Origin of the sequence: Amycolatopsis vancoresmycina, from assembly GCF_000716785.1 — a bacterium.
GTDB classification, from domain to species: domain Bacteria; phylum Actinomycetota; class Actinomycetes; order Mycobacteriales; family Pseudonocardiaceae; genus Amycolatopsis; species Amycolatopsis vancoresmycina.
This window is the reverse complement of record NZ_JNYY01000001.1, coordinates 1,090,980-1,116,277: the sequence shown is the minus strand read 5'-3', so window position 1 is coordinate 1,116,277 and position 25,298 is coordinate 1,090,980. Positions and strand designations below refer to the sequence as shown.

Here is a 25,298-nt window from a genome sequence, read left to right as displayed (position 1 = left end):
ATCGGCCGGGAAGGGTCTTCCGGCCCCGGCGTCACAAGAGGTGTGCGCGCCGCCAGAGGCCCTCGGAGCGGCCGCCGATCAACCCGGCCTCCCGCAGGAACGGCACGATCTTCTCCGCCATCCAGCGGCGCGTCTCGTGGAAGTGCGGGTTCGCCAGCGCCGCGGCGCGGCCCTCGCGCGGCGCGATGCCGACGCTGCGGTAGATCCGGGCGTCCACCATGCTGTCGATCACGCCGAACGCGACCAGCGCCGTCCGCAGCCGGTGCCGCTGCAGGGCCGCCTTCGACAGCTTCGGCGTCTCCCGCAGCACCTCCTCCTTCGCGAACCGGACGTGCCTCGCCTCCTCGACCACGTGGATGCGGTTGACCGAGCGGATCAGCGGCTGGATGCCGTCGTCGTCCATCATCGACCGCTGGAGCCGGTCGGTGGTCTCCTCCGCGACCAGCACGCTGGCGAACATCGACGGCCCGGCGGCGGTCGCGCCGAACACCTTCGCGGCGCGGTGCACCGCCTTCGGGACGCCGTAGCGCGGGACGCCGAGCCGCTCGGCGGTGCGGGCGAACATCACCGAATGCCGGGTCTCGTCGCCGATCTCGGTCATCGCGTACTGGGCGTGCTCGGTGCGCGCGTCCAGGTCGAAGACGTACCGGGCCAGCAGCTGCATCAGGACGATCTCGAACCACAGGCCGACGCTCATGATGCTGGCGATCTCGTGCTTGGACAGCTCGATCCGCTGCTCCGGGGTCAGTTTCGCCCAGAGGTCCGTGCCGTAGAGGGAGACGCGCTCGAGCGGCATGTACGCCTTGCCCTCGGCGAGCGGCGCATCCCAGTCGATGTCGACATACGGGTCGTAGGAGTTCTTCGCGGAGCTCTTGAGCAGGCGAGCCGCGGTGACGTCCCGGTCCTGGGCCTCGACGCCCATGGCGGCCTCCGAAAGTAGGGGGTACGCGATGTACTAGCTACTTCGGGAGCGTACACCGCCTGGGGCGGTCCTGAGTAGGCTTCCGCCGTGACCAAGGTCGACGGACGGGCCGCGCGCTGGGCGGGCCAGCAGGAGCGGCGGCGCGCCGAATTCGTCGACGCGGCCCTGGCGGCCATCGCCGAGCACGGCCCGGACGTCTCGACCGAGCAGATCGCCGAACGCGCCGGCGTCGCCCGCACCCGCCTCTACCGGCACTTCGACGGCGCGGCGGACCTCCGCCGGGCGATCGCGCAGCGGGCGGCCGAGCTGGTGACGGCCGACCTGGCGCCGCTCTGGCACCCGGAGGGCTCGCCGAACGAGATGATCTCGACGGTGATCTCGACGCACCTGCGCTGGCTGACCGAGCACGCCGCCCTGCACCGCTACCTCGCCCGCGGGGTACCGGACGGCCCGGACGTCCGCGGCGCGATCGCCCGCCACCTCAGCGGCCTGTTCACCGGCTACCTGACGGCGTTCGGGCTGGACCCGGCCCCGGGCGACACGATCGCGTTCGGCCTGGTCGGCTACGTCGAATCGGCGACGACCCGCTGGCTCGACCACCCGGGCGCGCTCACCCTGCCCCAGCTGACCGGTCAGCTCACCGGCACGATCTGGGCGATGCTGGACCACACGCTGCGCGCCGGCGGGGTGACCCTCGACCCGGACCGCCCCCTGCCCCTCCCGGACGAGGTCTCCCGCGGCCCGTCGTGAGTGGTAAGGCGGGTTCTAACTCGCCTTACCACTCACGACTCCTCGCGCGGGAACTCGGCCCGGACGCCCAGCAGGCGCACCGCGCGGGTCAGGGTGAACATGCCCAGGACCTCCTGTGCCGCCCGGTCGATCGCGGCCGCGTCCGACGTCGGTTCCGGCAGCGTGATGCTGTGCGTGTGGGTCATGAACGGCACGAACCGCACCTTGACCGCGACCCGCGCCGCCGGACGACCCTCGTCGAGCACGTCCTGGGCGACGCGCTTCGCCAGCACCGAGACCTCCGCCGCCATTTCCGCCGGGTCCGCCAGGTCGCGCTGGAACGTCGTCTCGCGGCTGCGGGAGCGCGCCACCCACGGCGTCGCGCTGACCTCGGCGTCGCTGATGCCGCCGCCGAGCAGCCGCAGCCAGGGGCCGGTCTTCGGGCCGAACCGCGCGGCGAGCTCTTCCGGGTCCGCGCCCGCCAACTCGAAAACGGTGTGGATGCCCAGTTCAGCGAGCTTCTTCGCCGTCTTGCCGCCGATGCCCCACAGCGCGTCGGTCGGGCGGGCCGCCATCACCTCCCACCAGTTCTCCTGCGTCAGCCGGAAGATCCCGCCCGGCTTGCCGAACCCGGTGGCGAGCTTCGCCCGCAGCTTGTTGTCGCCGATCCCGACCGCGCACGACAACCCCGTCTCGCGCGCCACCGCCTCCTTGATCGACACCGCGAGCGCCTCCGGGTCGGTGGTGTCCGCGGCGACGAAGGCCTCGTCCCAGCCGAGCACCTCGACGACCACCGGCAGCTCCCGCACCGCGGCCATCACGCGCGCCGACACCTCGAGGTAGGCGTCCGGGTCGCTGGGCAGGAAGACCGCGTCCGGGCAGCGCTTGGCGGCGATCCGCAGCGGCATGCCGGACTGGACGCCGAACTCGCGGGCCTCGTACGACGCCGTCGCGACGACGGCGCGTTCGCCCGGATCACCGTTGCCGCCGACCACGACGGGCTTCCCGCGCAGCTCGGGGTGGCGGGCGATTTCGACCGCGGCGATGAACTGGTCGAGGTCGACGTGCAGGACCCACTTCACCCCGCCAGTCTGCCTCAGATCGTCAGGGGCGGTGCCGCGCCACGTGGGTCCAGACGGTGCCGGTGAGGGCCAGGATGCCGCACAGCGTCACCCCGGGGTCGGGCAGCACGAGGCCCAGGACCAGCAGGGTCACGGCGGTGACGTCGAAGACGATCAGGAGGGTGCTGCGGAGCGCGCGCGACTTCGGCCGGCGGCCGTCGCGCAGCGCGGCAGCCAGGTCGGGGTCGCTGAGCTCGAGACTGCGCTCGATCTTCTCGAGCTCGGTGCGGTCGTGGTGACTGAGCATCGGGGCACTCCTTCGGCGCCGAACCCGCCGTGTCGCCGTAGCGAATACCCAATCGTCCTCCTCGCTAACCGCTGAACGTCTTCCGATTTCGTGCTTTTTGCTGGGCCGACCGGGTGATCCGCGCTCCGTGACCGGTCTCGGCCACGTTAAGTTGCTGCGTGAACGTGGCCGGTCACGGCCGGACGGCTGGGGGCGGCCACGTCCTGCAGCCGTGCTCGTGGCCGGTCAGGACCTTCAAGCAAGCGGAGGATTCCATGACCCTGCCCACCGAACCGATCGGCAGCATCCCGCGCCCGGGCTACCTCGTCGAAGGCCTCGGCGAGTTCGCGGCCGGGCGGATCGACGCCGCCGCGCTCGCCGAGCTGGAGAGCCGCGCGCTGGCGGACACCATCCGCCGGTTCGAGGAGACCGGGTCACCGGTGCTGAGCGACGGGGAGCAGGGCAAGCCGAGCTTCGCGACGTACCCGCTGGCCGGGCTCGAGGCGCTGGCACCGGACGGCGTCGTCATCCCGTTCGCCGACGGGCACACCCGGCAGCTGCCACGGCTGACCGCGGGCCCGTTCCGCTACGCGACCCACGCCGATTCGTACCTGACACGGGCGAAAACGCTTACCGAGCGGCCGGTCAAGCAGGCGGTGATCGCCGCGTCGGCGCTCTCGCTGATCTACCCGGCGGACGGGATCGAGGGGTACTCGCAGGAGCAGTTCGTCGCCGACCTGGTGAACGAGGCCGAGGCGGACATCCGGGGCAGCCTCGACGCGGGCGCGGACAGCGTCCAGATCGACTTCACCGAGGGGCGGCTGTCGCTGAAGCTCGACCCGTCGGGCGGCCTGCTGCGGCAGTTCGTCGAGCTCAACAACGCCGTGCTCGACCGGTTCACCGCCGAGGAGCGCGCGAAGATCGGCGTCCACACCTGCCCGGGCGGTGACCAGGACTCGGTGCACAGCCTCGACGTCGACTACGCGGGCCTGCTGCCCGCGCTGTTCGACCTGAAGGCCGGCCGGTTCTTCGTCCAGCTGGCCAGCGAAGCCGACCCCGAGCGCGCGCTGCGGGTGATCGCCGACCACCTGAAGGCCGACCAGCGGGTCTTCGTCGGCGTCACCGACCCGATCGACCCGCGGGTGGAGACGGCGGAAGAGGTCCGCGACCGGGTGCTGACGGCGGCGAAGTACCTCCCGGCCGACCGGCTCGGCACGTGCGACGACTGCGGGTTCTCGCCGTTCGCCGACGACACGTCGACCTCGCGCGACATCGCGTTCGCGAAGATCGCGGCCCGGGTCGAGGGCACGCGCCTGGCGTCCGAAGCCCTCTGAGCGCCGGCGGCGTGGGCCCGGGACCCGGGCTCACGCCGTTTCGGCGGCGACCTTCAGCCCGAGCGCGACGAGCACGCTGCCCAGCACGGCGTCGAGCACCCGCCGGACGCGACCGGCGGCGAAGAACCGCTTCAGCGCCCCGACGACGACGGCGAGGGTGACGAACCACACCACGGTGCCGCCGGTGGCGATCGCGGCCAGTTCGAGGGTCTGCAGGGTGGCGCCGCCGGCGGGGAGGAACTGGGGGAGCAGCGCGAGGAAGTACACGGCCACCTTGGGGTTGAGCAGGTTGGTCACCAGCCCCTGCCGGAAGGCGGCGCCGGCCCCGAGCCGCTCGGCGACGGCGGCGTCCCCGAGATCCCGGTACTCACCGCGGCGCACGGCCAGCCACGCCTTGACCCCGAGCACGACCAGGTAGGCGGCCCCGGCCAGCTTGACGACGGTGAAGGCGATCGCGGACGCGGTGAGCACGGCGGCGACCCCCAGGGCGATCGCCACGACCCAGGCGAAGACCCCGAGCGCGATCCCGAGCCCGGCGGCCATCCCGGCCCGCCGCCCGCCGGCGAGCGCGGAGCGTGTGACGACGACGAAGTCGGGCCCGGGCGACATCGCCCCGAGGACGACGACCAGCAGGAACGAGGCGGCGGTGGTCCCGGGGATCATGACCCCGAGGATACGACCCGGGCGCGACCGGTTTTCGGTGTTCGAATTTGAACTTCGTGTAGGGTCGATCATGTGGGTGACTCCAGGGGCGAGGGCATGACGGCCGAGGTGCGGACGCGGGTGCGGATTCCGCTGCGGCTCGGCGGTGGGCCCGCCGTCGACGCCGAGGCCGTGACCTTCCGGGGGCTGGCCGACGGTGGCGAGCACCTGGCCTTCGTCCTCGGCACCCCCGGTGACGTGCCGCTGGTGCGGCCGCACTCGGAATGCCTCACCGGTGACGTCTTCGGGTCGGCGCGCTGCGACTGCGGCCCGCAGCTGGCCGAGGCCGTCACGCGGATCGCCGAGGCCGGGGGCTACCTGCTCTACCTGCGTCAGGAGGGCCGGGGGATCGGGCTGTACAACAAGCTCGACGCCTACGCCCTGCAGGACGGCGGCCTCGACACCTACGCCGCCAACGCCGCGCTCGGCCTGCCCGAAGACGCCCGCGACTACACCGTCGCCGCGCAGATGCTGGGCGCGCTCGATGTCGGGCGGGTCGATCTGCTGTCCAACAACCCGGACAAGGCGGCGCAGCTGCGGGCGGCCGGTATCGCCGTGCGCGAGCAGGTCCCGACCGGCGTGTTCGCGACCGAGAACAACGTCCGGTACCTGCGCGCCAAGGCCGAGCAGACCGGGCACACGCTGACCCTGCCCGGCCTGGCCAGCTAGGCCAGGCGCTGGGCGGCCGCGGCCGCCGGGCCCGTGGTGAGCTTCTCCAGCAGGCCGATCAGGACGCTCTGTTCCGCCGGGGTCAGTGACGCCGCCCAGGCCTGCTCGCGCGTGTTGTGCTCCTGGTAGGCGTCGGTCACCGCGGTGTGGCCCGCCTCCGTGAGGGCCAGCCGGACCGCGCGGCGGTCGTGGGGCACCTGGGTGCGCGTCACCAGGCCGTCCCGCTCCAGGGTCTTGACCAGCGCCGACACCGCCGCGCGGCTCATCCCGGCCAGGCGGGCCACGTGGCGGGACTCCAGTGGCCCGGCCAGCCACAGCACGAACAGCACCCGGAACCCGCCCCAGCTCCAGCCGCGGGGGCGGTGGACCGTCGACTCCCAGTCGTAGACCAAGGCGCCCGCCAGGCGGTGCAGCGTGAGGCCCAGGCGCATCGCCACCGGGTCGGTCGCGGGCAGCTCGGCCTGCGTCTTGCCGACCGCGTAGTCGACGAACGAGAGGTAGTCGAGGTCGGCCGGTCGGTCCGTCATGCGGCCAGGTTAGGCGAAAGAGGGTTCCCCGCGGGGGCCGGCGGGGCTAGCCTGACCCGAAGTAGTCAATCCTTTGACGATCAAGGAGCGCTCGCCGTGACGAAGAAAGCCTTCGCCTCTTCGGCCGACCTGGCGGAGAAAGCGCAGACCCTGGAAGTCCTCGCCGACGGCGTCTACGCCCTGACCGCCGAGGGCGACCCCAACATCGGCGCGATCGAAGGGGAGGACTTCCTCGTCTGCTTCGAGGCGCTGGCCACCCCCGTCGCGGCCGCCGAGTGGCTCGCGAAACTGCGTGAACACACCGACAAACCCGTGCGCTACCTGGTGCTGAGCCACTACCACGCGGTGCGCGTGCTCGGCGCCTCCGCGTTCGGCGCCGACGTGATCGTCGCGCACGAGAACACCCGCGCCCTGGTCGCCGAGCGCGGCAAGGAGGACTGGGAAAGCGAGTTCGGCCGGATGCCGCGGCTGGCGAAGGGCGCCGAATCGGTGCCCGGGCTGACCTGGCCGACGCTGACCTTCTCCGACCGGCTCACCATCGACCTCGGCGGCGACCGCGGCGACCTCGTGCTGCAGTACTGCGGGCGCGGCCACACCGAGGGCGACCTCGTCGCCTGGCTGCCCCGCGAGCAGATCCTCTACGCCGGCGACCTCGTGGAAGCCGAAGCCGCGCTGTACACCGGCGACGCGTTCCACCGCGACTGGTCCTCGTCCACTTTGGACCGGGTGGCCGCCTTCGGGGCCGAGACGCTGATCGGCGGCCGCGGCGGGGTGAGCCGCGGCCGCGAGGCGGTCGACGCCGCCATCGCACAGACCCGGCACTTCCTGACCACGATGCTGCGCGAGGTCGGCGCGGTCCGCGACGCCGGCGGCACGCTCAAGGAAGCCTTCGAACGCACTCACGCGGCCCTGAACGACCAGTACGGGCACTGGCCGATCTTCGAGCACTGCCTGCCCTTCGACGTCTCGCGGCTGTGGGACGAACTGGGCGGCGTCGAACGGCCGGTGGTCTGGACGGCCGAACGCGACCGCGAAGTCTGGGACCAGCTCCAGGGATGACGGTCGCCGTCCTCGGCAGCGGCCCGGTCGGCCAGACCGCCGCGCTGCTGCTCGCGCGCTGGGGCGTCCCGGTCGTGCTCCTCGACGAGCACGAGGTGCGCGACCCCGTCGGGTCCAAGGCCATCTGCCAGCAACGGGACACCTTGGACGTCTGGGCGTCGCTCGGCGCCGGGTGCCTCGCCGAGGAGGGCCTCACCTGGACGACCGCACGGACGTTCCACCGCGACCGCGAGCTGTTCTCGTTGACGCTGCCCGGCGCGGGGTCCGCGCTCCCGCCGTTCGTCAACCTGTCGCAGGCCCGCGTCGAGGCGGTCCTCGACGAGCTCGTCGCGCGACAGCCGCTGATCGACGTCCGCCGCGGCCACCGCGTCACCGGCCTGACCCAGCCCGGCTGCGTCGAAATCCACTGCGAGACGAAGGACGGGCCACGCCGGATCGAGGCCGACTACGCGATCGCCTGCGCGGGCGCGCGCGGCGACACCGTGCGGCGGGCGCTCGGGCAGCACCTCGACGGCGTGTCGTTCCGGGACCTGTTCCTGATCTGCGACATCCGCGCCGACCTGCCCGGCTGGGCGGCCGAGCGGCGGTTCTACTTCGACCCGCCGTGGAACCCCGGCCGCCAGGTGCTCATCCACCCGTGCCCCGGCTCGGAGTTCCGCATCGACTGGCAGGTCCCCGAGGACTACGACCTCACCGCCGAGGAATCGGGCGGCGCGCTCGACCACCGGATCCGGGCGATCGTCGGCGACCGGCCGTACGAGGTGGTCTGGCGCTCGGTGTACCGCTTCCACACGCGGCTGGTGGACCGGATGCGCGTCGGCCGCGTGCTGCTGGCCGGGGACTGCGCGCACCTGGTCGCGCCGTTCGGGGCGCGCGGCCTCAACTCCGGCGTGGCCGACGCGGAGAACGCGGCCTGGAAGCTGGCCGCCGTCCTGCGCGGCGACGCGGGGGAGGAGCTGCTGGAGAGCTACCACGCCGAGCGGCACGCGGCGGCCGTGGAGAACGCGGCCGTCACCACGGCCACGATGGATTTCCTGGTGCCCCAGGACGAGGACCGGCACCGGCGCCGGCTCGACGTCCTCACCCGGGCCGCGGACGACCCGGCGGCCTGCGCGCAGGTCGACTCGGGCCGGCTGGCGGAACCGTTCTGGTACGCGGATTCGCCACTGACCACACCGGACCCGCGGCGGCCGTTCGCCGGACGGCCACCGCGGGGTGCGTTGCCGCCACCGGGACCGGGGGTGCTGCTCCCGGACGTCACCGTCGCGAGTGGACGGTTGCGGGACCTGGCCCGGCAGGGGTTCCTGGTGCTCACGACCCCGGGCGTGCGGGCCGAAGGGGTGCGGTCGGCGGAGATCCCGCCGGGCGGGTCGCTGGGTGCGCGTCCGGGCGAAGCCTGGCTGGTCCGCCCGGACGCGTACGTCGCCGCGGTGCTACGGGTAGGAGACCAGCGGGCTCACCTGGTGCCCGGTGTTCGCGGCGTCACCCGCATCGTTGATGACGTGGGCGATCGTGCCCACGCCGCCGAGTGACACCGAGACGAGGTTGTGGAACCGGACTCCGCTGTTGTTCGGCACCTCGAACGAATGACTGGCCACAATGGACGGGTTGGTGTTGAAGAAGCAGTAGCTGCCCAGGCCCCAGCCTTCGTGGCTGGTCACCGAGTCGGCCACCTTGTACGCCGCCCAGCCCTGCCGCCCGCCGCCGCTGGACCAGGTCGCCTGGTCCGGCGGGTCGTACGGCATTTCGTTCTGGAAGAAGTACGTCCGCCCGCCGTTGCCGTTCCACAGCACCTCGTACTGCTGGTAGTGCTCGACGAACAGGCCGTACATCGTGACGTTGGCGCCGTTGACGACCAGGCCGTTGGCCGCGGTGTTGACGTTCCAGCCGACGCCGTTCGAGTGATCGCCGCGCCACAGCCACATGTGGTCGCCGATGACGTTGTTCGAGTTGACCACCAGCGTCTGGGTGGCCTTCCCGACGGCCGCGCCGCCGATCCGGAAGAACACGTCGTGCAGCGACGTCGGGTCACCCGCGTGGTTGGCGTTCGACCCCGGCTGGCCGATCTGGACGAGCACCGGCGAGTTCACCGCGCCCGCGTCGACCAGCAGCCCGGCGATCTTCACACCGTCCACATCGGACGTGGTGATGGCCGCGGTGCCGTTGGTCGGCATCAGCGTCGCCAGGCCGAGGCCGAGCACCACGGTGTCCGGGCGCGTGACGTTCAGCGCCTGGTCGAGGTGGTACACCCCGGGCGTCACCAGGAGGTTCTTGCCCGCGGCCAAAGCCGCGTTGAGCGTCGCGGCCGAATCGGACGGGTGCGCGACGTAGAACTCGCTGAGCGAAATCGACTGCCCGGCCGGGGTGCCGTGGCCCCAGCTCGTGCCCGACGAGTTCTGCCGCAGCGCCGGGACGAACACGTTGTAGCTGCCCGAGCCGTCGACGTAGAGGAACGGCTTTTCGCGGATCACCGGGGTCTGGCCGACGACCGTCTCCGGCGGGTTCGGGAAGGACGCCGGCGGGGTGCCGGTCGAGCCGACGAACACCATGTTCCACACGCCGCCCTGCCAGCCGCCCAGCTCGCTGTTGCGGGTCAGGAACTGCTGCTGCGAACCGGAAACCGCGACGCCGTCGATCTTGCTGTCGGCGATCAGGCCGCCACTGGCCCAGCCGTCGCCGCCGTTCCACAGCTGGATCTGGCTGCCCTTCAGGTGCATCCGGCGGTAGGGCGCGGCCTGCGCGACGGCCCAGCGTTCGACCTGGCCGGCCGGCAGCGTCACCGACAGGTTCTCGGCGGACCGCCAGAAGTTCTGCGTCGCGTTGCCCTTGTTGTTCGGGTTGTCGCCCTGCTGCAGCCAGTCCGCCTCGACGCGGACGTGGCCGTTGAGGTTGACGTCGTCGGGGGACAGGCCCAGGCCTGCGACCTGCTCGTAGAAGCCGAGGTTGACGTCGGCGCTGTAAGTGCCCGGCTTGAACAGCACGGCGTAGCGCTCGTTGCCGAACTGGTTGGTGTGCTGCTGGTTCGCGATCTGCGTCAGCCGGTTCTGGATCGTCGCGGCCGGGGTCGAGGGGTCGAACACCGACACGTTCGGCCCGAAGTCCGGGTTGCGCGGGTCGGTCGGCGGGATCGTGCTGCCGCCGGTGCCGTGCACGGCCACCTCCCACAGGGAGTAGCCGTAGCCGGTCGCCCGCTGGGTGCCGTAGACGCGCAGGTAGCGGGCCGTTCCGGAGAGGGACACGGTCTGCGTGCCGCCGGCGCCGGTGGTGGTCGAGTACGCGCTGGTCCAGGTGCTCGCGTCGGTGGACAGCTGGACGCTGAACGCCTTCGCGTACGCGGCTTCCCAGCTGAGCACGACGTCGCAGAGCTGCTGGGCCGAGCCGAGGTCGACCTGCAGCCACTGCGGGTCGCTGAACGCGCTCGACCAGCGCGTGCCGGCGTTGCCGTCGACCGCGGCGGACGCGGGCGTCCCGCCGTTCTCGGTGGACGACGCGGTCGCGGGACGGCCCTGCGCGAGGTTCGTGCTGCCGCACGCGGCGGCCTGGGCCGGTGCGGAGCCGACCACGGCCGCGGTGGTGACCGCGGTGACGAAGGTGGTGGCGATGACGAGGAGACGGTGGACGGGGGAGAGCGTCGTCGATCTCATGAGCCTGCCTGTGATCGGGGGAGGACGTGCGAAAGCGGACCGGCGGAGCCCCACAGCTCGCGCCGGCATCGGGTGGTGCGGCGGGTTCGCGCCCGGCACCCCGTCCGGCGCCGTGAGCCGGAGGAGCGGTACCGGAGCAGGGGTGAGCGCGAACCGGCCAGCCCGAAAGGTGCTGGTCGCGGCGGAGCCGTCCCGGTGGCGGTCACGGAACCGGTTCCGTCGGTGAGTCCGCAGTTAACAGCGCGAAGTTCGCCTGCGTCAAGGACCCACGGCGGATTCGTTCTCCCGGACCAGTGTCCGGCCCGGGGCCGTTGACATTTTACGGCTCTTTATTTATATCTTGAACTAAGAGCGTGCCGACGGCCGGGACCCACACCCGCGCCGGAGACCACGTGAGCCGATCCGCGCCGGGGCAAAGGCCGCCCCGGCGCCGGTTCGCCGTGGAGGTGCCCATGCAACGCCGCATGACGGGAACCCGGGTTCTCGCCGTCCTCGTCCTGATCCTGGCCGCCCTGCTCACCCCGCCGGCCGCCCAGGCCGCGCCCGTCCTGCTCTCCCAAGGCCGCCCGGTGACGGCGTCCTCGGCGGAATCCGCCGCCTTCCCAGCCTCGGCCGCCGTCGACGGCGACCCCGGCACGCGCTGGTCGAGCGGCTTCAGCGATCCGCAGTACCTCCAGGTCGACCTCGGCTCGGCCCAGCAGCTGACGCAGGTCGTGCTGAGCTGGGAAGCCGCCTACGCCAAGGCGTTCACGCTCCAGGCGTCCGCCGACGGTGCCACCTGGACCACCCTCTACTCGACCACGACCGGCACCGGCGGCACGCAGACCCTGAACGTCACCGGCAGTGGCCGGTACGTCCGGCTGACCGGCACCCAGCGGGCCACCCAGTACGGCTACTCGCTCTGGGAGTTCCAGGTCTACGGCGGCGGCAGCACGCAGCCCGGTGACGTCCTGCTGTCCTACGGCAAGCCCGGCACGGCGTCCTCGTACCAGGACGACGGCGCGTGCCCCGGCTGCGTCCCGGCCAAGGCGTTCGACCACGACCCGGCCACGCGCTGGGCGACCAGCGCGACCACCGGCTGGGTCGACCCGGGCTGGCTCACCGTCGACCTCGGCGCGACGGCGGCGGTCCACCAGGTGGTCCTGCAGTGGGACCCGGCCTACGCGGTCGCGTACCAGATCCAGGTGTCGAACGACAACGCGAACTGGACCACGCTCTACTCGACCACCACGGGCAAGGGCTTCAAGGAGACGCTGACGGTCAACGGTTCCGGCCGGTACGTCCGGATGTACGGCACCGCCCGCTCCAACGGCTACGGCTACTCGCTGTGGGGCTTCGACGTCTACGGCACCGGCGGCAACCCGACCCAGCCGCCGCCCGCGCCACCCGCCCCGCACTTCCCCGGCACGCTGGTCTGGAGCGACGAGTTCAACGGCGCCGCGGGCGCGGCCCCCGACGCGAGCAAGTGGACGGCCGAGACCGGGCCCGGCGTGAACAACGAACTCGAGTACTACACGAACAACAACAACGCCAAGCAGGACGGCCGCGGCAACCTCGTCATCCAGGTCCGCCGGGAAGCGACGCCGGGCAGCGCCTGCCCGCGCGACCCGGTCAGCGGCAGCACGACCTGCCAGTACACCTCCGGCCGGATCAACACGGCCGGCAAGTTCAGCTTCACCTACGGCCACGTCGAGGCGAACATCAAGGTGTCCGGGACCCAGGGGCTGTGGCCCGCGTTCTGGCTGCTGGGCGCCAACTTCTTCAGCGGCACGCCGTGGCCGAACTGCGGCGAGATCGACATCATGGAACACGTCGGCAAGTCGCCGAACCTGGCCTACTCGACCATCCACGCCCCGGCCTACAACGGCGCCGGCGGCATCGGCGCCCCGCTCGACCTCGGCCAGGACGTCTCGGCCGGGTTCCACAAGTTCGGTCTCGACTGGGACGCCTCGCACATGACCTTCTCCGTGGACGGGAACGCCTTCGAGACGATCAACCGCGACACGGTCGAGAGCACGCGCGGCCCGTGGGTGTACGACCACCCGTTCTTCCTGATCCTCAACAACGCCATCGGCGGCGACTTCCCCGGTCCGCCGGGCGCCGGGACCGTCCTGCCGCAGGACATGGTGATCGACTACGTGCGGGTGTACCAGTGAAGCGGCTCGCCCTCGGTGCCGCGGTCACGGTGGCGTTGCTCGCCGTCCCGCCGTTCATCGCCCAGGCGGCCCCCACGCTGCTGTCGCAGGGGCACGCCGTGACCGCGTCCTCCACCGAGAGCGCCGCCTTCCCGGCGTCCGCGGCGGTGGACGGCGACCCCGGGACGCGCTGGTCGAGCCAGGCCTCGGACCCGCAGACGCTGCAGGTCGACCTCGGTGCGGCGCACACGCTGAACCAGGTCGTGCTCCAGTGGGAGGCCGCCTACGCGCGGGCGTTCACCATCCAGGCGTCCGCCGACGGCAGCCAATGGTCCACTGTGTACTCGACGACGACCGGCACCGGCGGCACGCAGACGCTGCCGGTGTCCGGCAGCGGCCGGTACGTCCGGCTGACCACCACCGCGCGGGCCACCCAGTGGGGCGTCTCGCTCTGGGAGTTCCAGGTCTTCGGTGACGGCTCGGCGCAGGCGTGCGGCAGCGCGAACGCGGCCCTGCGGCAGCCGGCGACGGCGTCCAGCGTCCAGTCGGACGCGTTCCCGGCGTCGGCGGCCTTCGACGGCGACCTCGGGACGCGGTGGTCGAGCCTGGCCGCCGACCCGCAGTCGATCCAGGTCGACCTGGGCAGCGCGCGTCCCGTCTGCGGCGTCGACCTGACGTGGGAGACGGCCTACGCGAGCGCGTACCGGATCGAGCTATCGGCCGACGGCTCGACGTGGACCACCGCCGCGACCGTGGCGGGGACCGGCGGGACCGAGCACCCGGCGGTGTCCGGGACCGCGCGGTACGTCCGGCTGACCGCCACCGCGCGGGCCACCCAGTGGGGCGTCTCGCTGTGGGAATTCGCGGTGCACACCTCCGACAGCGCCCCGCCGACGACCACCCCGACCAACCCGGGGGGCTGCCCGTGGGTGGGGTCGACCGCACCGGTCGCCGACCGGGTGAACCAGCTGATGGCCGTCATGAGCCCGCAGCAGAAGGTCAAGGTGCTGCACGGCAACGGCGCCACGGGGCCGTACATCGGCAACACCGACGCCGTGCCCGAGCTGTGCATCCCGGCGCTCGGCCTGCAGGACGGCCCGGCCGGGGTCGGTGACGGCCTCGACGGCGTCACCCAGTTCCCGGCGCCGGTGACGGCCGCCGCGACCTGGGACACCGCGCTGCTGAACCGGTACGGCAGCGCGATGGGTGCCGAGTTCGCCGGCAAGGGCGTCGACATCGCCCTCGGCCCGACGATCAACCTGGTCCGCGACCCGCGGTGGGGGCGCAACTTCGAGACCTACGCCGAAGACCCGTACCTCGCCGGGGCGGCCGGGACCGCGACCATCCAGGGCATCCAGAGCCAGGGCGTGATGGCGCAGGCCAAGCACGCGGCCGCCTACAACGTCGAGGCCGGTGCGTCACGCGGGACCCCGTCGGACAACGTCATCATCGACGACCGGACCCTGCACGAGCTCTACCTGCCGGCCTTCCAGCAGGTGGCGAGCCAGGGCCAGGTCGCGTCGATGATGTGCGCCTACAACCAGATCAACGGCGTCCCGGCCTGCCAGAGCGCCGGCGTGCTGACGCAGGCGATCAAGCAGGACGCCGGGTGGGGCGGGTTCGTCGGCTCGGACTGGGGCTCGGCCACCGGCGGCGCCCGGCAGCTGGCCAACGGCGGCCTCGACATGGAGCTGCCCGGCGGCGCGTTCTTCGGCCAGGGCCTGCTCGACGCGGTTGCCCGCGGCGAGGTCACGCAGGCGCGCGTCGACGACATGGTCCGGCGGGTGCTGACCCAGCTGTTCCGGTTCGGCGTCTTCGACCGGGCCCGCCGGGGCACCCCGCAGTCCGTCGTGACGAACGCGGCCAACGTCGCCACCGCCCGGGACGTCGCCGCGGCCGGGGCGGTGCTGCTGAAGAACACCGGCGTGCTGCCCCTGGGCTCGTCGGTCAAGTCCATCGCCCTGTCCGGCGGGGACGCCATCGACCCACAGAACATCGGCGGCGGCAGCGCCAAGGTCAACCCGTCGCCGGCGTCGGTGAACCCGATCAACGGCATCAGGGCGCGGGCCGGCTCCGGCGTCACCGTGTCCTATGTGGACGGCGCCGGTGAGCACGTGCAGACGCCGGACATCCCCGGTGCGGTGGCCGCCGCGAAAGCCGCCGACGTCGCCGTCGTGTTCGCCAGCTACGGCGAGTCCGAGACCCAGGACCTCGACAGCATCGACCTGCAGCACCAGCAGAACGAGCTGATCGACGCCGTCGCCTCGGCCAACCCGCGCACGGTCGTCGTGCTCAACACCGGTTCGGCGGTCACCATGCCGTGGCTGGGCAAGGTCGCGGCGGTGCTCGAGGGCTGGTACCCGGGCCAGGAGAACGGGAACGCGATCGCGTCGCTGCTCTACGGCGACGTCAACCCGTCGGGCAAGCTGCCGGTCAGCTTCCCGAAGCAGCTCGCCGACCTGCCGACGGCGAACGTCCAGCAGTTCCCGGGCGCGAACGACCGGATCGAGTACTCGGAGGGGCTCAACGTCGGCTACCGCTGGTACGACAGCCGCAACCTCGAACCGCTGTTCCCGTTCGGCTTCGGCCTGTCGTACACGACGTTCGGGTTCTCGAACCTGGTCGTCACGCCGCAGGGCACGAACGGCGCCGCGACGGTGACGGCGACGGTGACCAACACCGGCACCCGGGCGGGCGCGGACGTCGTCCAGCTGTACGTCGGCCAGCCGGCCGCCAACGGCGAGCCGCCGAAGCAGCTGAAGGGGTTCAAGAAGGTGCAGCTGAACCCCGGGCAGAGCGCTCAGGTGTCGTTCCCGCTCACCCCGCGGGACCTGGCGCACTGGAGCGGCGCGTGGACGGCGAACGCGGGCCAGTACCGCGTCTACGTCGGCGATTCCTCGCGCAACGTCCCGCTCTCGGGGGCGCTGACCGTTTCCTGAGTCGACTCCCGGACCACCAGGGAGGTCGGGACGATCACCGGGCTCTCCGGCGACGGCGCGCCGGCGAGCCGGTCGAGCAGCTGCCCGGCCGCCGTCTCGCCCATCTGCCGCAGCGGCTGGCGGATCGTGGTGAGCGGCGGCTGGGTGTGCGCGGCCAGGGGGATGTCGTCGAAGCCGACCACGGCGACGTCCCCCGGCACCGACCGGCCGGACTTGCGGAGGCCGGCCAGCACGCCCGCCGCGGTGAGGTCGTTGTGCGCGAAGACGGCGTCGAACTCCGGGCCGGAGTGCAGCAGCTGGAGGATCGCGGCCTCCCCGCTTTCGCTCGTGAAGTCGCCTTCGATGATCAGCCGCGAGTCGAGCGTCAGGCCCGCGTCCAGGACGGCCTCGTTGAACCCGTTGAGCCGGTCGGCGGTGCAGCCGAAGTCGCGCGGCCCGGTGACGGTGGCCAGGCGCGTCCGGCCCGTCTCCAGCAGGTGCCGGGCCGCCGTGGCGCCGCCCTGGCGGTTGTCCGTGCCCACCGACGGGAACGCGGGACGGCGGCCGCGGTCGTCGATCACCACCACCGGCAGCCCGGAGTCGTGCAGCACGCGCAGGTGCCGCACCGCGTCCGGCGGTTCCACCAGCAGCAGGCCGTCGAACGCCTTCGCCGACACCTGGCGCGAGAACTCCTCCAGCGAGTCGGGGCCGCGGTTGGCGGTGGACAGCAGCAGGCCGTAGCCCTTCGACTCCACGACGTCGGCCACGCCCTGCAGGACCTCGCCCATCCACGGCCAGGTCAGGCCGGGCACCAGCATCCCGACCGTGCGCGTCACCCCGCGCGCCAGCCCGACCGCGCCGGCGCTGGGGATGTACCCGGTCGCGGCGATCACCTCGCGCACCCGGATCGCGGTCGCGGCGTCCACGTCGGCCTTGTTGTTGAGCACCCGCGACACGGTCGTCTTGCTCACCCGCGCGCGGCGGGCGACTTCGGCGATCGTGACGCGCATCCGTCCTCCCGGTCGGGGTGGCGAACCCCGGTGCTGCCAAGGTACCCGCCCGCGGGCCCGGCGCGAGGGGTCCGAGATCGATCAAGTCCGGACGGACAACCGCACGAGACCCGCGTCGCCGCTTCGCCAGGCCGTGCGGACGGCGACGTACCGCGCCGGTCCGGTGCCGGTGGCCGTGTAGGTGACGCCGTCGGCGCTGAGTTCGACGGTGGCCGCGGGCACCCGGCCACGGGTCCAGGTCAGCTCGACCGCGGAAACCGCTGTCACCGCGCCGAGATCGACCACCATCCGGCCGCCGGGACCCGGCCGCCACGCCGTCGCCGGGTCGTCGTCGACGGCCGCGGCCGGGCTGGACATCCCCGGCGGCAGCGGCTCGGCGGGGAAGGTGGTCCGCCCGAGCGCGCGGTCGGCCAGGGGATACGGGCGGACGTCGCCGAAGACGACCGGCACGGTCCGGCGCGGCGGCAGCAGCACCGGTCGGGCGCGCCCGCCCTCCGGCGTCACGGTGACCAGCACGGGCAGCAGCCCGGCCGGCGCGGTCAGGTCGACCCGGCTCGCGTCGCGGACGACTGCCGTCACCCCGGCGGGGCCGCTGAGGGTGAACCGCGGGGGCTCGATGCGGCCCTCCGCCGCGGCCAGTGCGTAGGAAAGCACCGTGCCGGTCCGGGTGACGGTCTGCTCGCCGTGGTAGAGCCGGCGGGTGCCGCGGTCTCCCGGCAGGACCGCCGTGCCGCTCGCCGCGGCGCCGGAGAGGTTGAGCAGCACGAGGAAGCCGTCGGTGACGGTGGCTTCGGCCGCTCCGGCCGGGACCCGGCCGCTCGGCTGCGCGGGGCCGGGGTACAGCTCGGCGACTAAGGGGGCGGGCGGGCCGTCGGAGAGCGTGACGCGGTCGCCGGTGACGGTGAGCGGGTTCGGGCCCGCGACGGTGATCCCCGCGCGGCCGTCGATGTCCAGCCGGCCTTGCGTGCTGCTGAGCGCGGGCACCGGGTAGGCCGCCGCGGTCGTCCAGGCCATGCCGTCCGGCGAGGTTTCGATGCGGTACCCGCGCCCGGCGGCCGCTTCCCAGCTCAGCCGGACGCGGTCGACCGTCCGCGGGGCACCCAGGTCGACGGCGAGCCAGCTGTCCGCCCGCGGACGGTCCGATGTGGACACTGCCCAGCGGGTGGTGGCGTCGCCGTCGACGGCGTACTTCGCCTCCTTGCCCGCGGTGGCCGAGGACGCCGACGCCGTCCCGGTGCGGGCGAGGTCCGGCCCGTCGCCGTCGCGGACCTCGAAGGCCCACAGCGAATAGCCGTACTGCGGGTCCGGCCGGACGCCGATCATCCGGACGTGCCGGGCGGTCACCGGGGCGAACACGACGTCGTCGGTCCGGACCCCCGGGGTCTGCGCCTTGAGGGTGACGCTGCCTTCGGCGGCGGTGTAGGTGCGGTCGCCGTCGAGTCCGGGCACGCCGGGCATGGTCAGGTTGTAGACGTTCAGCACGCCTTCGCCCTCGGCGACGCCCGTGCTGGCGTACACGGCGGCGCCGGTCGGGAGGGTGGCGAAAGCGGCGTACCCGGTGTCGAAACGCAGGACGCCGACGGTACCGTCGAAGCCGTCGCGGATCTTCGCGTACGCCGTGGCGTGCCGTTCGCGCACTGCGAGGTTCGTGGACGGCAGCAGCATCGGGTTCGCGCCGCCGAGCACGAACAGCCAGTCGTCGTGGTGCGGCTGCCAGGCGAACTTCACGAACCCGGGCTTGCTGACCGTGCCGGCCCACGCGGCGGGGGAGCGGTGGGCGAGCAGGCCCGGCCCGGCGCCGAAGTCGGCCACCCCGGCCGCGTGGGCGTCGAACTCCCGGTCGCTCACCGGCACGACCGGCCCGCCGTGGTTCGCGCGCCACTCGTGCAGCAGGTAGCTGATGGCGAGCTCGGCACGGGCCTCCGGCTCGTACTTCGGCTCGCCCGAGAACTTCGTGATCCGGTCGGCGGGGGCGTAGGCCTGGTAGGGCTCGAGCCGCGCGGCCAGCCGCGCTTCGGCGTGGGCGGCGAAGCGGTCGCCGAGCACCTGGGCGCGGAAGGCCAGCGGGATGACGTCGCGGCCGTAGAGGTGCTCGCGGTCGGCGACCATCGGCATCAGCGGCTCACCGGCGTCGCTGGTCATCAGCAGCATCGTGCGCCAGAGCAGTTCGCCGTTCGGCTGCGCGGTGAGCACTTCGGGCAGCGGCGTGCCGGCGGCGAGGAAGTGCATCGCGTTGCGGCCGGACGTGCGCCAGAGCTCTTCCTGGTAGTGCGGGCCGAACGAACCGTGGTTCTCGACGAGGAAGGTGTCGTAGAGGTTCGTCGCGGTGTTGGCGCTGACCGGGCGGCCGTCGACGAGCCGCGGGTTGGCCAGGTCGGCGGCCAGCAGCCCGGCTTCGTTGCGGCTCCACGCCCCGAACGCGTCCCGCCAATCGCCCGCCCGCGGGTCGGCGGGCGCCCACGCGAGCGCGGGGGCGAGCGACTGGGCGTAGACGCCCATCTCTTCCAGCTTGGTGTCCCCGACGTGGCCGCCGCGCAGGCCGTTCGGCGTCCAGCTGCCCGAATCGGGGTCGTCGCCGGTGCCGAGGGCGGTGGTGTAGGCGGCCTGGCCGGTGGTGATGCGCTCGACGTGCTGCCTCGTGACGTCGTCGAGGTCCGTCCACAGCAGACGGGCGGCGAGCAGGAAGTACGACTGGAAGGTCGTGTCGAAGAACAGCTTGCGGCCCCAGTCGGCGCCGCCGGCGAGCCGGTTCGACGCGGCGAACCGGCGGACCGTGGCCAGCGTGTGGTCGCGCAGGGTTTCCCGGCCGACGCCGGCGATCGCGGGGTCGTAGCCGTCGCGGGTCAGCAGCACGGCGTTGCCGAGCACGACGGCGAAGGTGAAGTCGCGCAGCGGATAGGTGCCGGTGGCCGGGTCGAACTGCTGCTCGGCCCAGCGCGTGTGCCGCAGCAGCACGCGCAGGTAGGTCGCCGCGACGGCGTCGGGCGGGCCGCCGTCCGCGGCCCGCGCGAGCCCGGGCAGCAGGCCCGACACGAGCGCGGCCGCCGCGCCGCCCGCCCCCAGCAGCCGCAGCGCCTGCCGCCGGTCCAGCTCGCCCATGCTCCGGCCCTTCGCGTTGACAACCTTGTCAGCGCGGATTCTGGGACGCCGCCGCCGCGCCCGGCAAGCCCGGCGGCGGATCCCGTCCGGTTTCGGACAACGTTTTCGTATAACGGCCTATACCCGGCGGTCGTACCGCGCGATCAAGACGCCCTTCGTGGTGGTGACGCAGCTGACGAGGGCGAACTCGGCGAGCGGCGCGTCGCCGAACAGGCGCGCGCCGGTGCCGAGGGTCAGGGGGTGGATCAGCAGCGTGTAGCGGTCGACCAGACCGGCGGCGTGCAGCGCCCGCACCAGCGACGCGCTGCCGATGACCGACAGGTCCTTGCCGGGCTGCGCCTTGAGTTCGGCCACGGTGTCCGCCGCGTCTCCCCGGAGCAGGACCGAGTTCCGCCAGGCGTCGGCGTCGTCCAGCGTGGTGGAGGCGACGTACTTGGTCGCGGCGTTCAGGTGCGTGGTGAACGGGTTGCCGTCGGCCCGCCGGCTCCACGCCGTGGTGAAGTCCTGCCAGGTGCGGCGGCCGAAGAGCATGTCGCCGGGCCGGCTCATGCCCGCGGCCATCTCGCGGGCCAGGACGTCGTCCTGGTAGCGGGTGCCCCACCCGCCGTGGGCGAAGCCGCCGCGGGTGTCCTCGTCGGGCCGGCCGAGGCCCTGCACGACGCCGTCGAGGGTGACGCTCATGGTGACGTTGATCGAACGCATCGAATGGCCCTTCCGCTGCCGGGGTGTGTCACCGCCCATACGAACGGCGGCGGCCCGGATCGACCGCCGCGACCGCGTGATCTGATGACAACGTGATCACCGACCCGTGGGTGCTGCTCCTGCTCGTGCTGGCCGGCGTCGGGGCCGGCCTGACCGGGGCGACCGCCGGGCTCGCGTCCCTGGTGTCCTACCCGGCGCTGCTCGCCGCGGGGCTGCCGCCGGTGACCGCGAACATCACCAACACCGTCGCGATGCTGGGCACCACCGCGGGTGCCGCCGCCGGCGCCCGGCCGGAGCTGGCCGGGCAGCGGCGCCGGCTCGTCCCGCTCTGCGCCCTGACCACCGTCGGCGGCGCGTGCGGCGGCCTCGTGCTGCTGCTGACGCCGTCCGGCGCGTTCACCGTCATCGTGCCGTGGTTGATCGGCGGAGCGTCGCTGGTGCTGCTGGCGGCCCCGCGCCTGCGGCGGCTCGCCGAAGGCGCCGAACACCACGGCCTGAGCCCGCTGACCGCCGTCGTCGCGTTCCTGATCGGCGTCTACGGCGGGTACTTCGGCGCCGCCGCGGGCGTGCTCATGCTCGCGCTGCTCGTGACCGCCTGGAACCAGCCGCTCGCCCGGACGAACGCGGCGAAGAACCTGGTCACCGGGTCGGCGAACCTCCTCGCGGCGATCGTCTTCGCGATCACCGGCAAGGTCGTCTGGCCCGCGGCGCTCGCCGTCTGCCTCGGCTCGCTCGGCGGATCGTGGCTGGGGTCGGCCCTGGTGCGCCGGCTGCCGGCGACGCCGTTGCGGATCGCGATCGGCATCGGCGGCCTGGGGCTGGCGGTCGTGCTCGGCCTGAGGGCATGATCGGCGGGGTATCGGCGAGCAGGAGACCAGATGAGCATTGTCGGGACCAGGGTGGTCCGCCAAGAGGATCAGAACCTGATCACCGCGGGCGGCACCTACGTGGACGATCTGCGGACGGAAGCGCTTTCCGGTGCCGCGCACGCGGTTTTCGTGCGAAGTCCGATCGCGCACGCGCGGATTGGCGGCATCGACGTCAGCGAAGCGAAGGCGGCACCGGGCGTGCTCGGCGTGTTCACCGCCGCCGACCTCGGCCTCGACCCGCACCCGGCCGGGCCGGTCAAGGAACCTTGGCTGGCCGATGAGGTGGTGCGGTACGTCGGCGAGCCCGTCGCGCTGGTCCTCACCGAGGAGCGCTACCAGCTGGCCGACGCCGCCGAGCTCGTCGACGTCGACTACGAGCCGCTGGACGCGGTCGCGAGCATCGGCGCCGCGCTGGACGGCGAGACGCTGCTGTACCCCGAGACCGGCAGCAACATCGTGCAGGTCAACGGCATGGCGGAATTCGACGACGCGATCTTCGAAGACTGCGAAGTGGTGGTCACGCAGACGATCGCCAACCAGCGCGTCGCCCCCGCGCCGCTGGAAGTGCGCGGCGCGTCCTTCGCGTGGGGCGAGGACGGCAGGCTGACGGCCTGGCTGTCCACGCAGAACGCCCAGATCGCCCGGTCGCAGCTGGCGGGGAGCCTCGGCGTCGGCGAGGAATCGGTGCGGGTGATCGCGCCGGACGTCGGCGGCGGGTTCGGCGCGAAGATCGGCGCGGATCCCGAGGCGACCGTGCTCGGCTGGGCCGCGCGCGAGCTCGGGCGGCCGGTGCGCTGGGTCGAGTCGCGCAGCGAGAACCTGACGTCGATGACGCACGGGCGCGCGCAGCTCAACACCGTGACCATCGGCGGGAAACGCGACGGCACGGTCCTCGCGTACCGCCTCGACGTCGTCCAGGACGCCGGCGCGTACCCGCGGACGCTGTTCCTGCCGACGCTGACCGAGCTGATGGCCGTCGGCGTCTACCGGTTCCCGCAGGTCCAGACGCGCAGCCGCGCGGTCGTCACGAACACCACCCCGATCGCGGCCTACCGCGGCGCGGGCCGCCCGGAGGCGACCGCCGCGGTCGAGCGCGCGATGGACCTGTTCGCCGCCGAAATCGGCCTGGACCCGGCGGACGTCCGCCGGGCCAACTTCATCCCGCCCGAGGCGTTCCCGTACCGGACGCCGACCGGCGCCTTCTACGACACGGGCGAGTACGCGGCGGCCCTGGACAAGGTCCTGGACGCGGCGGGGTACGCCGAGTTGCGGGCCGAGCAGCAGCGGCGGCGCGAAGCGGGCGACCCGGTCGAACTCGGCCTCGGCATCGCCGCCTACGTCGAGATCACCGGCGGCGACGGCGGTGGCGAGAGCGGCCGGGTCGACATCCACCCGGACGGCTCGGTCGTCGCGTGGACCGGCAGCTCGCCGCACGGGCAGGGGCTCGGCACGTCGCTGGCCATGCTGCTGTCCGACCGGCTCGGCGTGCCGCTGGAGAAGATCACCGTCCGCCACGGCGACACCGACGAGGTGCCCAAGGCGATCGGCACGTTCGGCTCCCGGTCGCTGCAGCTGGGCGGCTCGGCGATCCGGCAGGCGGCCGACGAGGTGATCGCCCAGGCCCGCGAGCTGGCGGCGGACCTGCTGGAAGCCGCCGCCGACGACCTGGAGCTCGATGTCGAGCGCGGGGTCTGGCAGGTCCGCGGCGCGCCGTCGAGCACTGTGCTCAGCTGGGCGCAGGTCGCCGAAACCGCGTCGGAAGGCAAGCTGACCGCCGACGTCTGGTTCGGCGACGGCCAGCCGACGTTCCCGTTCGGCGCGCACCTCGCCGTGGTCGAGGTCGACACCGAGACGGGCAAGGTCGAGCTGCGCCGGATCGTCGCGGTCGACGACGCCGGTCCGATCGTCAACCCGCTCACCTTCCGCGGGCAGCGCCACGGCGGCCTCGGCCAGGGCGCGGCCCAGGCCCTGCTGGAGGTCGTCACCTACGACGACGACGGCAACCCGACGACCGCGTCACTGGCGGACTACTCGTTCGTGACCGCCGCCGAGCTGCCGGACTTCGAGCTGGTCGACATGGCCACCCCGACCGACCGGAACCTGCTGGGCGTCAAGGGGATCGGCGAAGCCGCGACGATCGGCTCGACGCCGGCGGTGCACAACGCCGTGGTCGACGCGCTTTCGGCGCGCGGCGTCCGGCACCTGGACATGCCCACGACCCCGATCCGGGTCTGGGCCGCACTCTCGAAGGGAAGCGCGCAGTGAAGGTCTCGATCGAGGTCAACGGGCAGCCGGTGACCGAGGAGGTGCCGGACCGGACGCTGCTGGTGCACTTCCTGCGCGACACCGCCGGGCTCACCGCCACGAACATCGGCTGCGACACGACGTCGTGCGGCGCCTGCACGGTGCTGCTCGACGGCGAGTCGGTCAAGTCGTGCACGGTGCTGGCCGCGCAGGCCGACGGCCACGAGGTCACCACCGTCGAAGGACTGTCCGCGCCGGACGGTTCGCTGCACCCGGTGCAGCGGGCGTTCCGCGAGCAGCACGGCCTGCAGTGCGGGTTCTGCACACCGGGGATGATCATGGCGTCGGTGTCGCTGCTGGCCGACAACCCGAAGCCGACGCGCGACGAGGTCCGCGCCGGGCTCGAGGGCAACCTGTGCCGCTGCACGGGCTACCACAACATCGTCAGCGCCGTGATCGACGCTTCGGGCCAGGAGGTGGACCGGTGATCCCCGCTTCCTTCCAGTACCTGCGGGCGTCCACAGTGGACGAAGCACTGGCGCTGCTGGCCTCCCACGGCGACGACGCGAAGGTGCTGGCCGGCGGGCATTCCCTGCTGCCGCTGATGAAGCTGCGCCTGGCCGCCCCGGAGTACCTGGTCGACATCGGTGCGCTCGACGAGCTGCGGTACGTCCGGCTCGAAGGGGACGAGGTCGCGATCGGCGCGCTGTCGCGGTACAGCTCCCTGGTCCGGGATCCCGTGCTGCTCGCGCACGCGCCGCTGCTGGCGCACGTTTCCGGGCTCGTGGGCGACCGCCAGGTCCGCCACCGCGGCACGATCGGCGGCTCCCTGGTCCACGCGGACGCGGCGGCGGACCTGCCCGCGGCGATCCTGGCGTCGGACGCGGTCCTGGTGGCCCGCGGCCCGTCGGGGGAGCGCCGGATCCCGGCGGCGGAGTTCTTCCTCGGCCCGTTCACGACGCCGCTGGAGCCGGCGGAGCTGCTGACGGAGATCCGCCTCCCGGCCCAGACGGGCCAGGGCTGGGGTTTCGAGAAGTTCACCCGCCGCGCGATCGACTGGGCGATGGCCGGGGTGGCGGTCACCGGCGGCCGCGTCGGCCTGGTGAACCTGGGCGGAGTCCCGCTGCGCGCGACGGCCACGGAGGAGGCACTGGCGGCCGGCGCGTCGATCGAAGACGCGGCTGCCTTGGCGGCGGAGGGCACGAACCCGCCGGACGAGCCCCACGCGACGGCGGAGTACCGGCGTCACCTGGCGCGGGTGCTGACGCGGCGGGCGTTGCAGCAGGCGGCTTCGCGGAGCTGACGGACGGGGGCGGCGCTGCGGTGCATCGCCGCCCCTGCACTGCGACGGCCGATTCCCGCCAGCCGCGGGTCCGGTGTGGACGGCA

The 25,298-nt window shown here is 72.9% G+C and carries 20 protein-coding genes; 11 read left to right on the top strand and 9 right to left on the bottom strand.

Features of this window, described 5'->3' with window-relative positions; translation table 11 throughout:
• Window positions 1-31: 31 nt before the first annotated feature.
• Entirely contained in the window at window positions 32-922 is an 891-nt protein-coding gene (locus OO60_RS04720; protein ID WP_003094635.1) for an AurF N-oxygenase family protein, read from the bottom strand.
• 87 nt (window positions 923-1,009) lie between these two features.
• Between OO60_RS04720 and OO60_RS04715 the strand changes: the two genes are divergently transcribed.
• Window positions 1,010-1,672: a TetR/AcrR family transcriptional regulator gene (locus OO60_RS04715; protein WP_003094622.1), complete on the top strand. Its 663-nt coding sequence runs from the start codon at window positions 1,010-1,012 to the stop codon at window positions 1,670-1,672.
• A gap of 32 nt (window positions 1,673-1,704) precedes the next feature.
• Here OO60_RS04715 and OO60_RS04710 read toward each other — a convergent pair whose 3' ends face one another.
• Both OO60_RS04710 and OO60_RS04705 read right to left on the bottom strand, forming a co-directional pair.
• On the bottom strand, window positions 1,705-2,733 hold the full coding sequence (locus tag OO60_RS04710; protein WP_003094619.1) for a DNA polymerase IV: 1,029 nt from the start codon (window positions 2,731-2,733) through the stop codon (window positions 1,705-1,707).
• Window positions 2,734-2,755: 22 nt separating this feature from the next.
• Window positions 2,756-3,019 (bottom strand): DUF3040 domain-containing protein, encoded by a 264-nt coding sequence (locus OO60_RS04705; protein WP_003094616.1) that lies wholly within the window; start codon window positions 3,017-3,019, stop codon window positions 2,756-2,758.
• Window positions 3,020-3,273: 254 nt separating this feature from the next.
• On the opposite strand from OO60_RS04705, the gene OO60_RS04700 reads away from it, so the two are divergent.
• Window positions 3,274-4,332, top strand: coding sequence for a cobalamin-independent methionine synthase II family protein (locus OO60_RS04700; protein WP_003094614.1), 1,059 nt, complete (start codon window positions 3,274-3,276; stop codon window positions 4,330-4,332).
• Between the two features lie 30 nt (window positions 4,333-4,362).
• Here the strand turns inward: OO60_RS04700 and OO60_RS04695 are convergent, their stop codons facing one another.
• A complete protein-coding gene (locus OO60_RS04695) occupies window positions 4,363-4,995 on the bottom strand; it encodes a LysE family translocator (RefSeq protein ID WP_003094611.1) in 633 nt (210 codons plus the stop codon).
• Window positions 4,996-5,091: 96 nt separating this feature from the next.
• Here OO60_RS04695 and OO60_RS04690 point away from each other — a divergent pair, with 96 nt between their 5' ends.
• Window positions 5,092-5,703, top strand: a complete 612-nt coding sequence (locus tag OO60_RS04690; protein WP_003094609.1) for a GTP cyclohydrolase II — start codon at window positions 5,092-5,094, stop codon at window positions 5,701-5,703.
• On the opposite strand, the gene OO60_RS04685 is transcribed toward OO60_RS04690, so the two are convergent.
• Window positions 5,700-6,230: a MarR family winged helix-turn-helix transcriptional regulator gene (locus tag OO60_RS04685; protein WP_003094607.1), complete on the bottom strand. Its 531-nt coding sequence runs from the start codon at window positions 6,228-6,230 to the stop codon at window positions 5,700-5,702. The two genes, OO60_RS04690 and OO60_RS04685, sit on opposite strands and share 4 nt — an antisense overlap.
• 96 nt (window positions 6,231-6,326) lie before the next feature.
• Here OO60_RS04685 and OO60_RS04680 point away from each other — a divergent pair, with 96 nt between their 5' ends.
• Together OO60_RS04680 and OO60_RS04675 are read left to right on the top strand one after the other, a co-directional pair.
• On the top strand, window positions 6,327-7,289 hold the full coding sequence (locus OO60_RS04680) for an MBL fold metallo-hydrolase (RefSeq protein WP_003094605.1): 963 nt from the start codon (window positions 6,327-6,329) through the stop codon (window positions 7,287-7,289).
• Complete coding sequence (locus OO60_RS04675) at window positions 7,286-8,821, top strand: FAD-dependent monooxygenase (RefSeq protein WP_003094602.1); 1,536 nt, start codon at window positions 7,286-7,288, stop codon at window positions 8,819-8,821. The genes OO60_RS04680 and OO60_RS04675 overlap by 4 nt, the downstream gene beginning before the upstream one ends.
• Here the strand turns inward: OO60_RS04675 and OO60_RS04670 are convergent.
• Window positions 8,723-10,933 carry a discoidin domain-containing protein gene (locus OO60_RS04670; protein ID WP_003094599.1) on the bottom strand — a complete coding sequence of 737 codons (2,211 nt, stop codon included), beginning with the start codon at window positions 10,931-10,933 and terminating at the stop codon, window positions 8,723-8,725. The two genes, OO60_RS04675 and OO60_RS04670, sit on opposite strands and share 99 nt — an antisense overlap.
• A 452-nt stretch (window positions 10,934-11,385) precedes the next feature.
• Here OO60_RS04670 and OO60_RS04665 point away from each other — a divergent pair, with 452 nt between their 5' ends.
• Together OO60_RS04665 and OO60_RS04660 are read left to right on the top strand one after the other, a co-directional pair.
• Window positions 11,386-13,089 carry a discoidin domain-containing protein gene (locus tag OO60_RS04665; protein ID WP_033260823.1) on the top strand — a complete coding sequence of 568 codons (1,704 nt, stop codon included), beginning with the start codon at window positions 11,386-11,388 and terminating at the stop codon, window positions 13,087-13,089.
• Window positions 13,086-16,007 carry a glycoside hydrolase family 3 C-terminal domain-containing protein gene (locus OO60_RS04660; protein WP_003094594.1) on the top strand — a complete coding sequence of 974 codons (2,922 nt, stop codon included), beginning with the start codon at window positions 13,086-13,088 and terminating at the stop codon, window positions 16,005-16,007. The genes OO60_RS04665 and OO60_RS04660 overlap by 4 nt, the downstream gene beginning before the upstream one ends.
• On the opposite strand, the gene OO60_RS04655 is transcribed toward OO60_RS04660, so the two are convergent.
• The 3 genes from OO60_RS04655 to OO60_RS04645 form a co-directional block, all read right to left on the bottom strand.
• Complete coding sequence (locus tag OO60_RS04655) at window positions 15,950-16,996, bottom strand: LacI family DNA-binding transcriptional regulator (protein WP_003094591.1); 1,047 nt, start codon at window positions 16,994-16,996, stop codon at window positions 15,950-15,952. The two genes, OO60_RS04660 and OO60_RS04655, sit on opposite strands and share 58 nt — an antisense overlap.
• Before the next feature lie 81 nt (window positions 16,997-17,077).
• Complete coding sequence (locus OO60_RS04650; protein ID WP_033260822.1) at window positions 17,078-20,095, bottom strand: discoidin domain-containing protein; 3,018 nt, start codon at window positions 20,093-20,095, stop codon at window positions 17,078-17,080.
• 117 nt (window positions 20,096-20,212) lie between these two features.
• Window positions 20,213-20,797 carry a dihydrofolate reductase family protein gene (locus OO60_RS04645; protein WP_033260821.1) on the bottom strand — a complete coding sequence of 195 codons (585 nt, stop codon included), beginning with the start codon at window positions 20,795-20,797 and terminating at the stop codon, window positions 20,213-20,215.
• 92 nt (window positions 20,798-20,889) lie between these two features.
• On the opposite strand from OO60_RS04645, the gene OO60_RS04640 reads away from it, so the two are divergent.
• The 4 genes from OO60_RS04640 to OO60_RS04625 are packed head-to-tail and all read left to right on the top strand — an operon-like array spanning window position 20,890 to window position 25,213.
• Window positions 20,890-21,645 (top strand): sulfite exporter TauE/SafE family protein, encoded by a 756-nt coding sequence (locus tag OO60_RS04640; RefSeq protein WP_033260820.1) that lies wholly within the window; start codon window positions 20,890-20,892, stop codon window positions 21,643-21,645.
• A gap of 30 nt (window positions 21,646-21,675) precedes the next feature.
• Window positions 21,676-23,931 carry a xanthine dehydrogenase family protein molybdopterin-binding subunit gene (locus OO60_RS04635; RefSeq protein ID WP_033260819.1) on the top strand — a complete coding sequence of 752 codons (2,256 nt, stop codon included), beginning with the start codon at window positions 21,676-21,678 and terminating at the stop codon, window positions 23,929-23,931.
• Window positions 23,928-24,398, top strand: coding sequence for a (2Fe-2S)-binding protein (locus tag OO60_RS04630; RefSeq protein ID WP_004561925.1), 471 nt, complete (start codon window positions 23,928-23,930; stop codon window positions 24,396-24,398). Before OO60_RS04635 ends, OO60_RS04630 begins: the two co-directional genes overlap by 4 nt.
• Entirely contained in the window at window positions 24,395-25,213 is an 819-nt protein-coding gene (locus OO60_RS04625; protein ID WP_004561924.1) for an FAD binding domain-containing protein, read from the top strand. Before OO60_RS04630 ends, OO60_RS04625 begins: the two co-directional genes overlap by 4 nt.
• The last annotated feature ends 85 nt before the right edge of the window (window positions 25,214-25,298 follow it).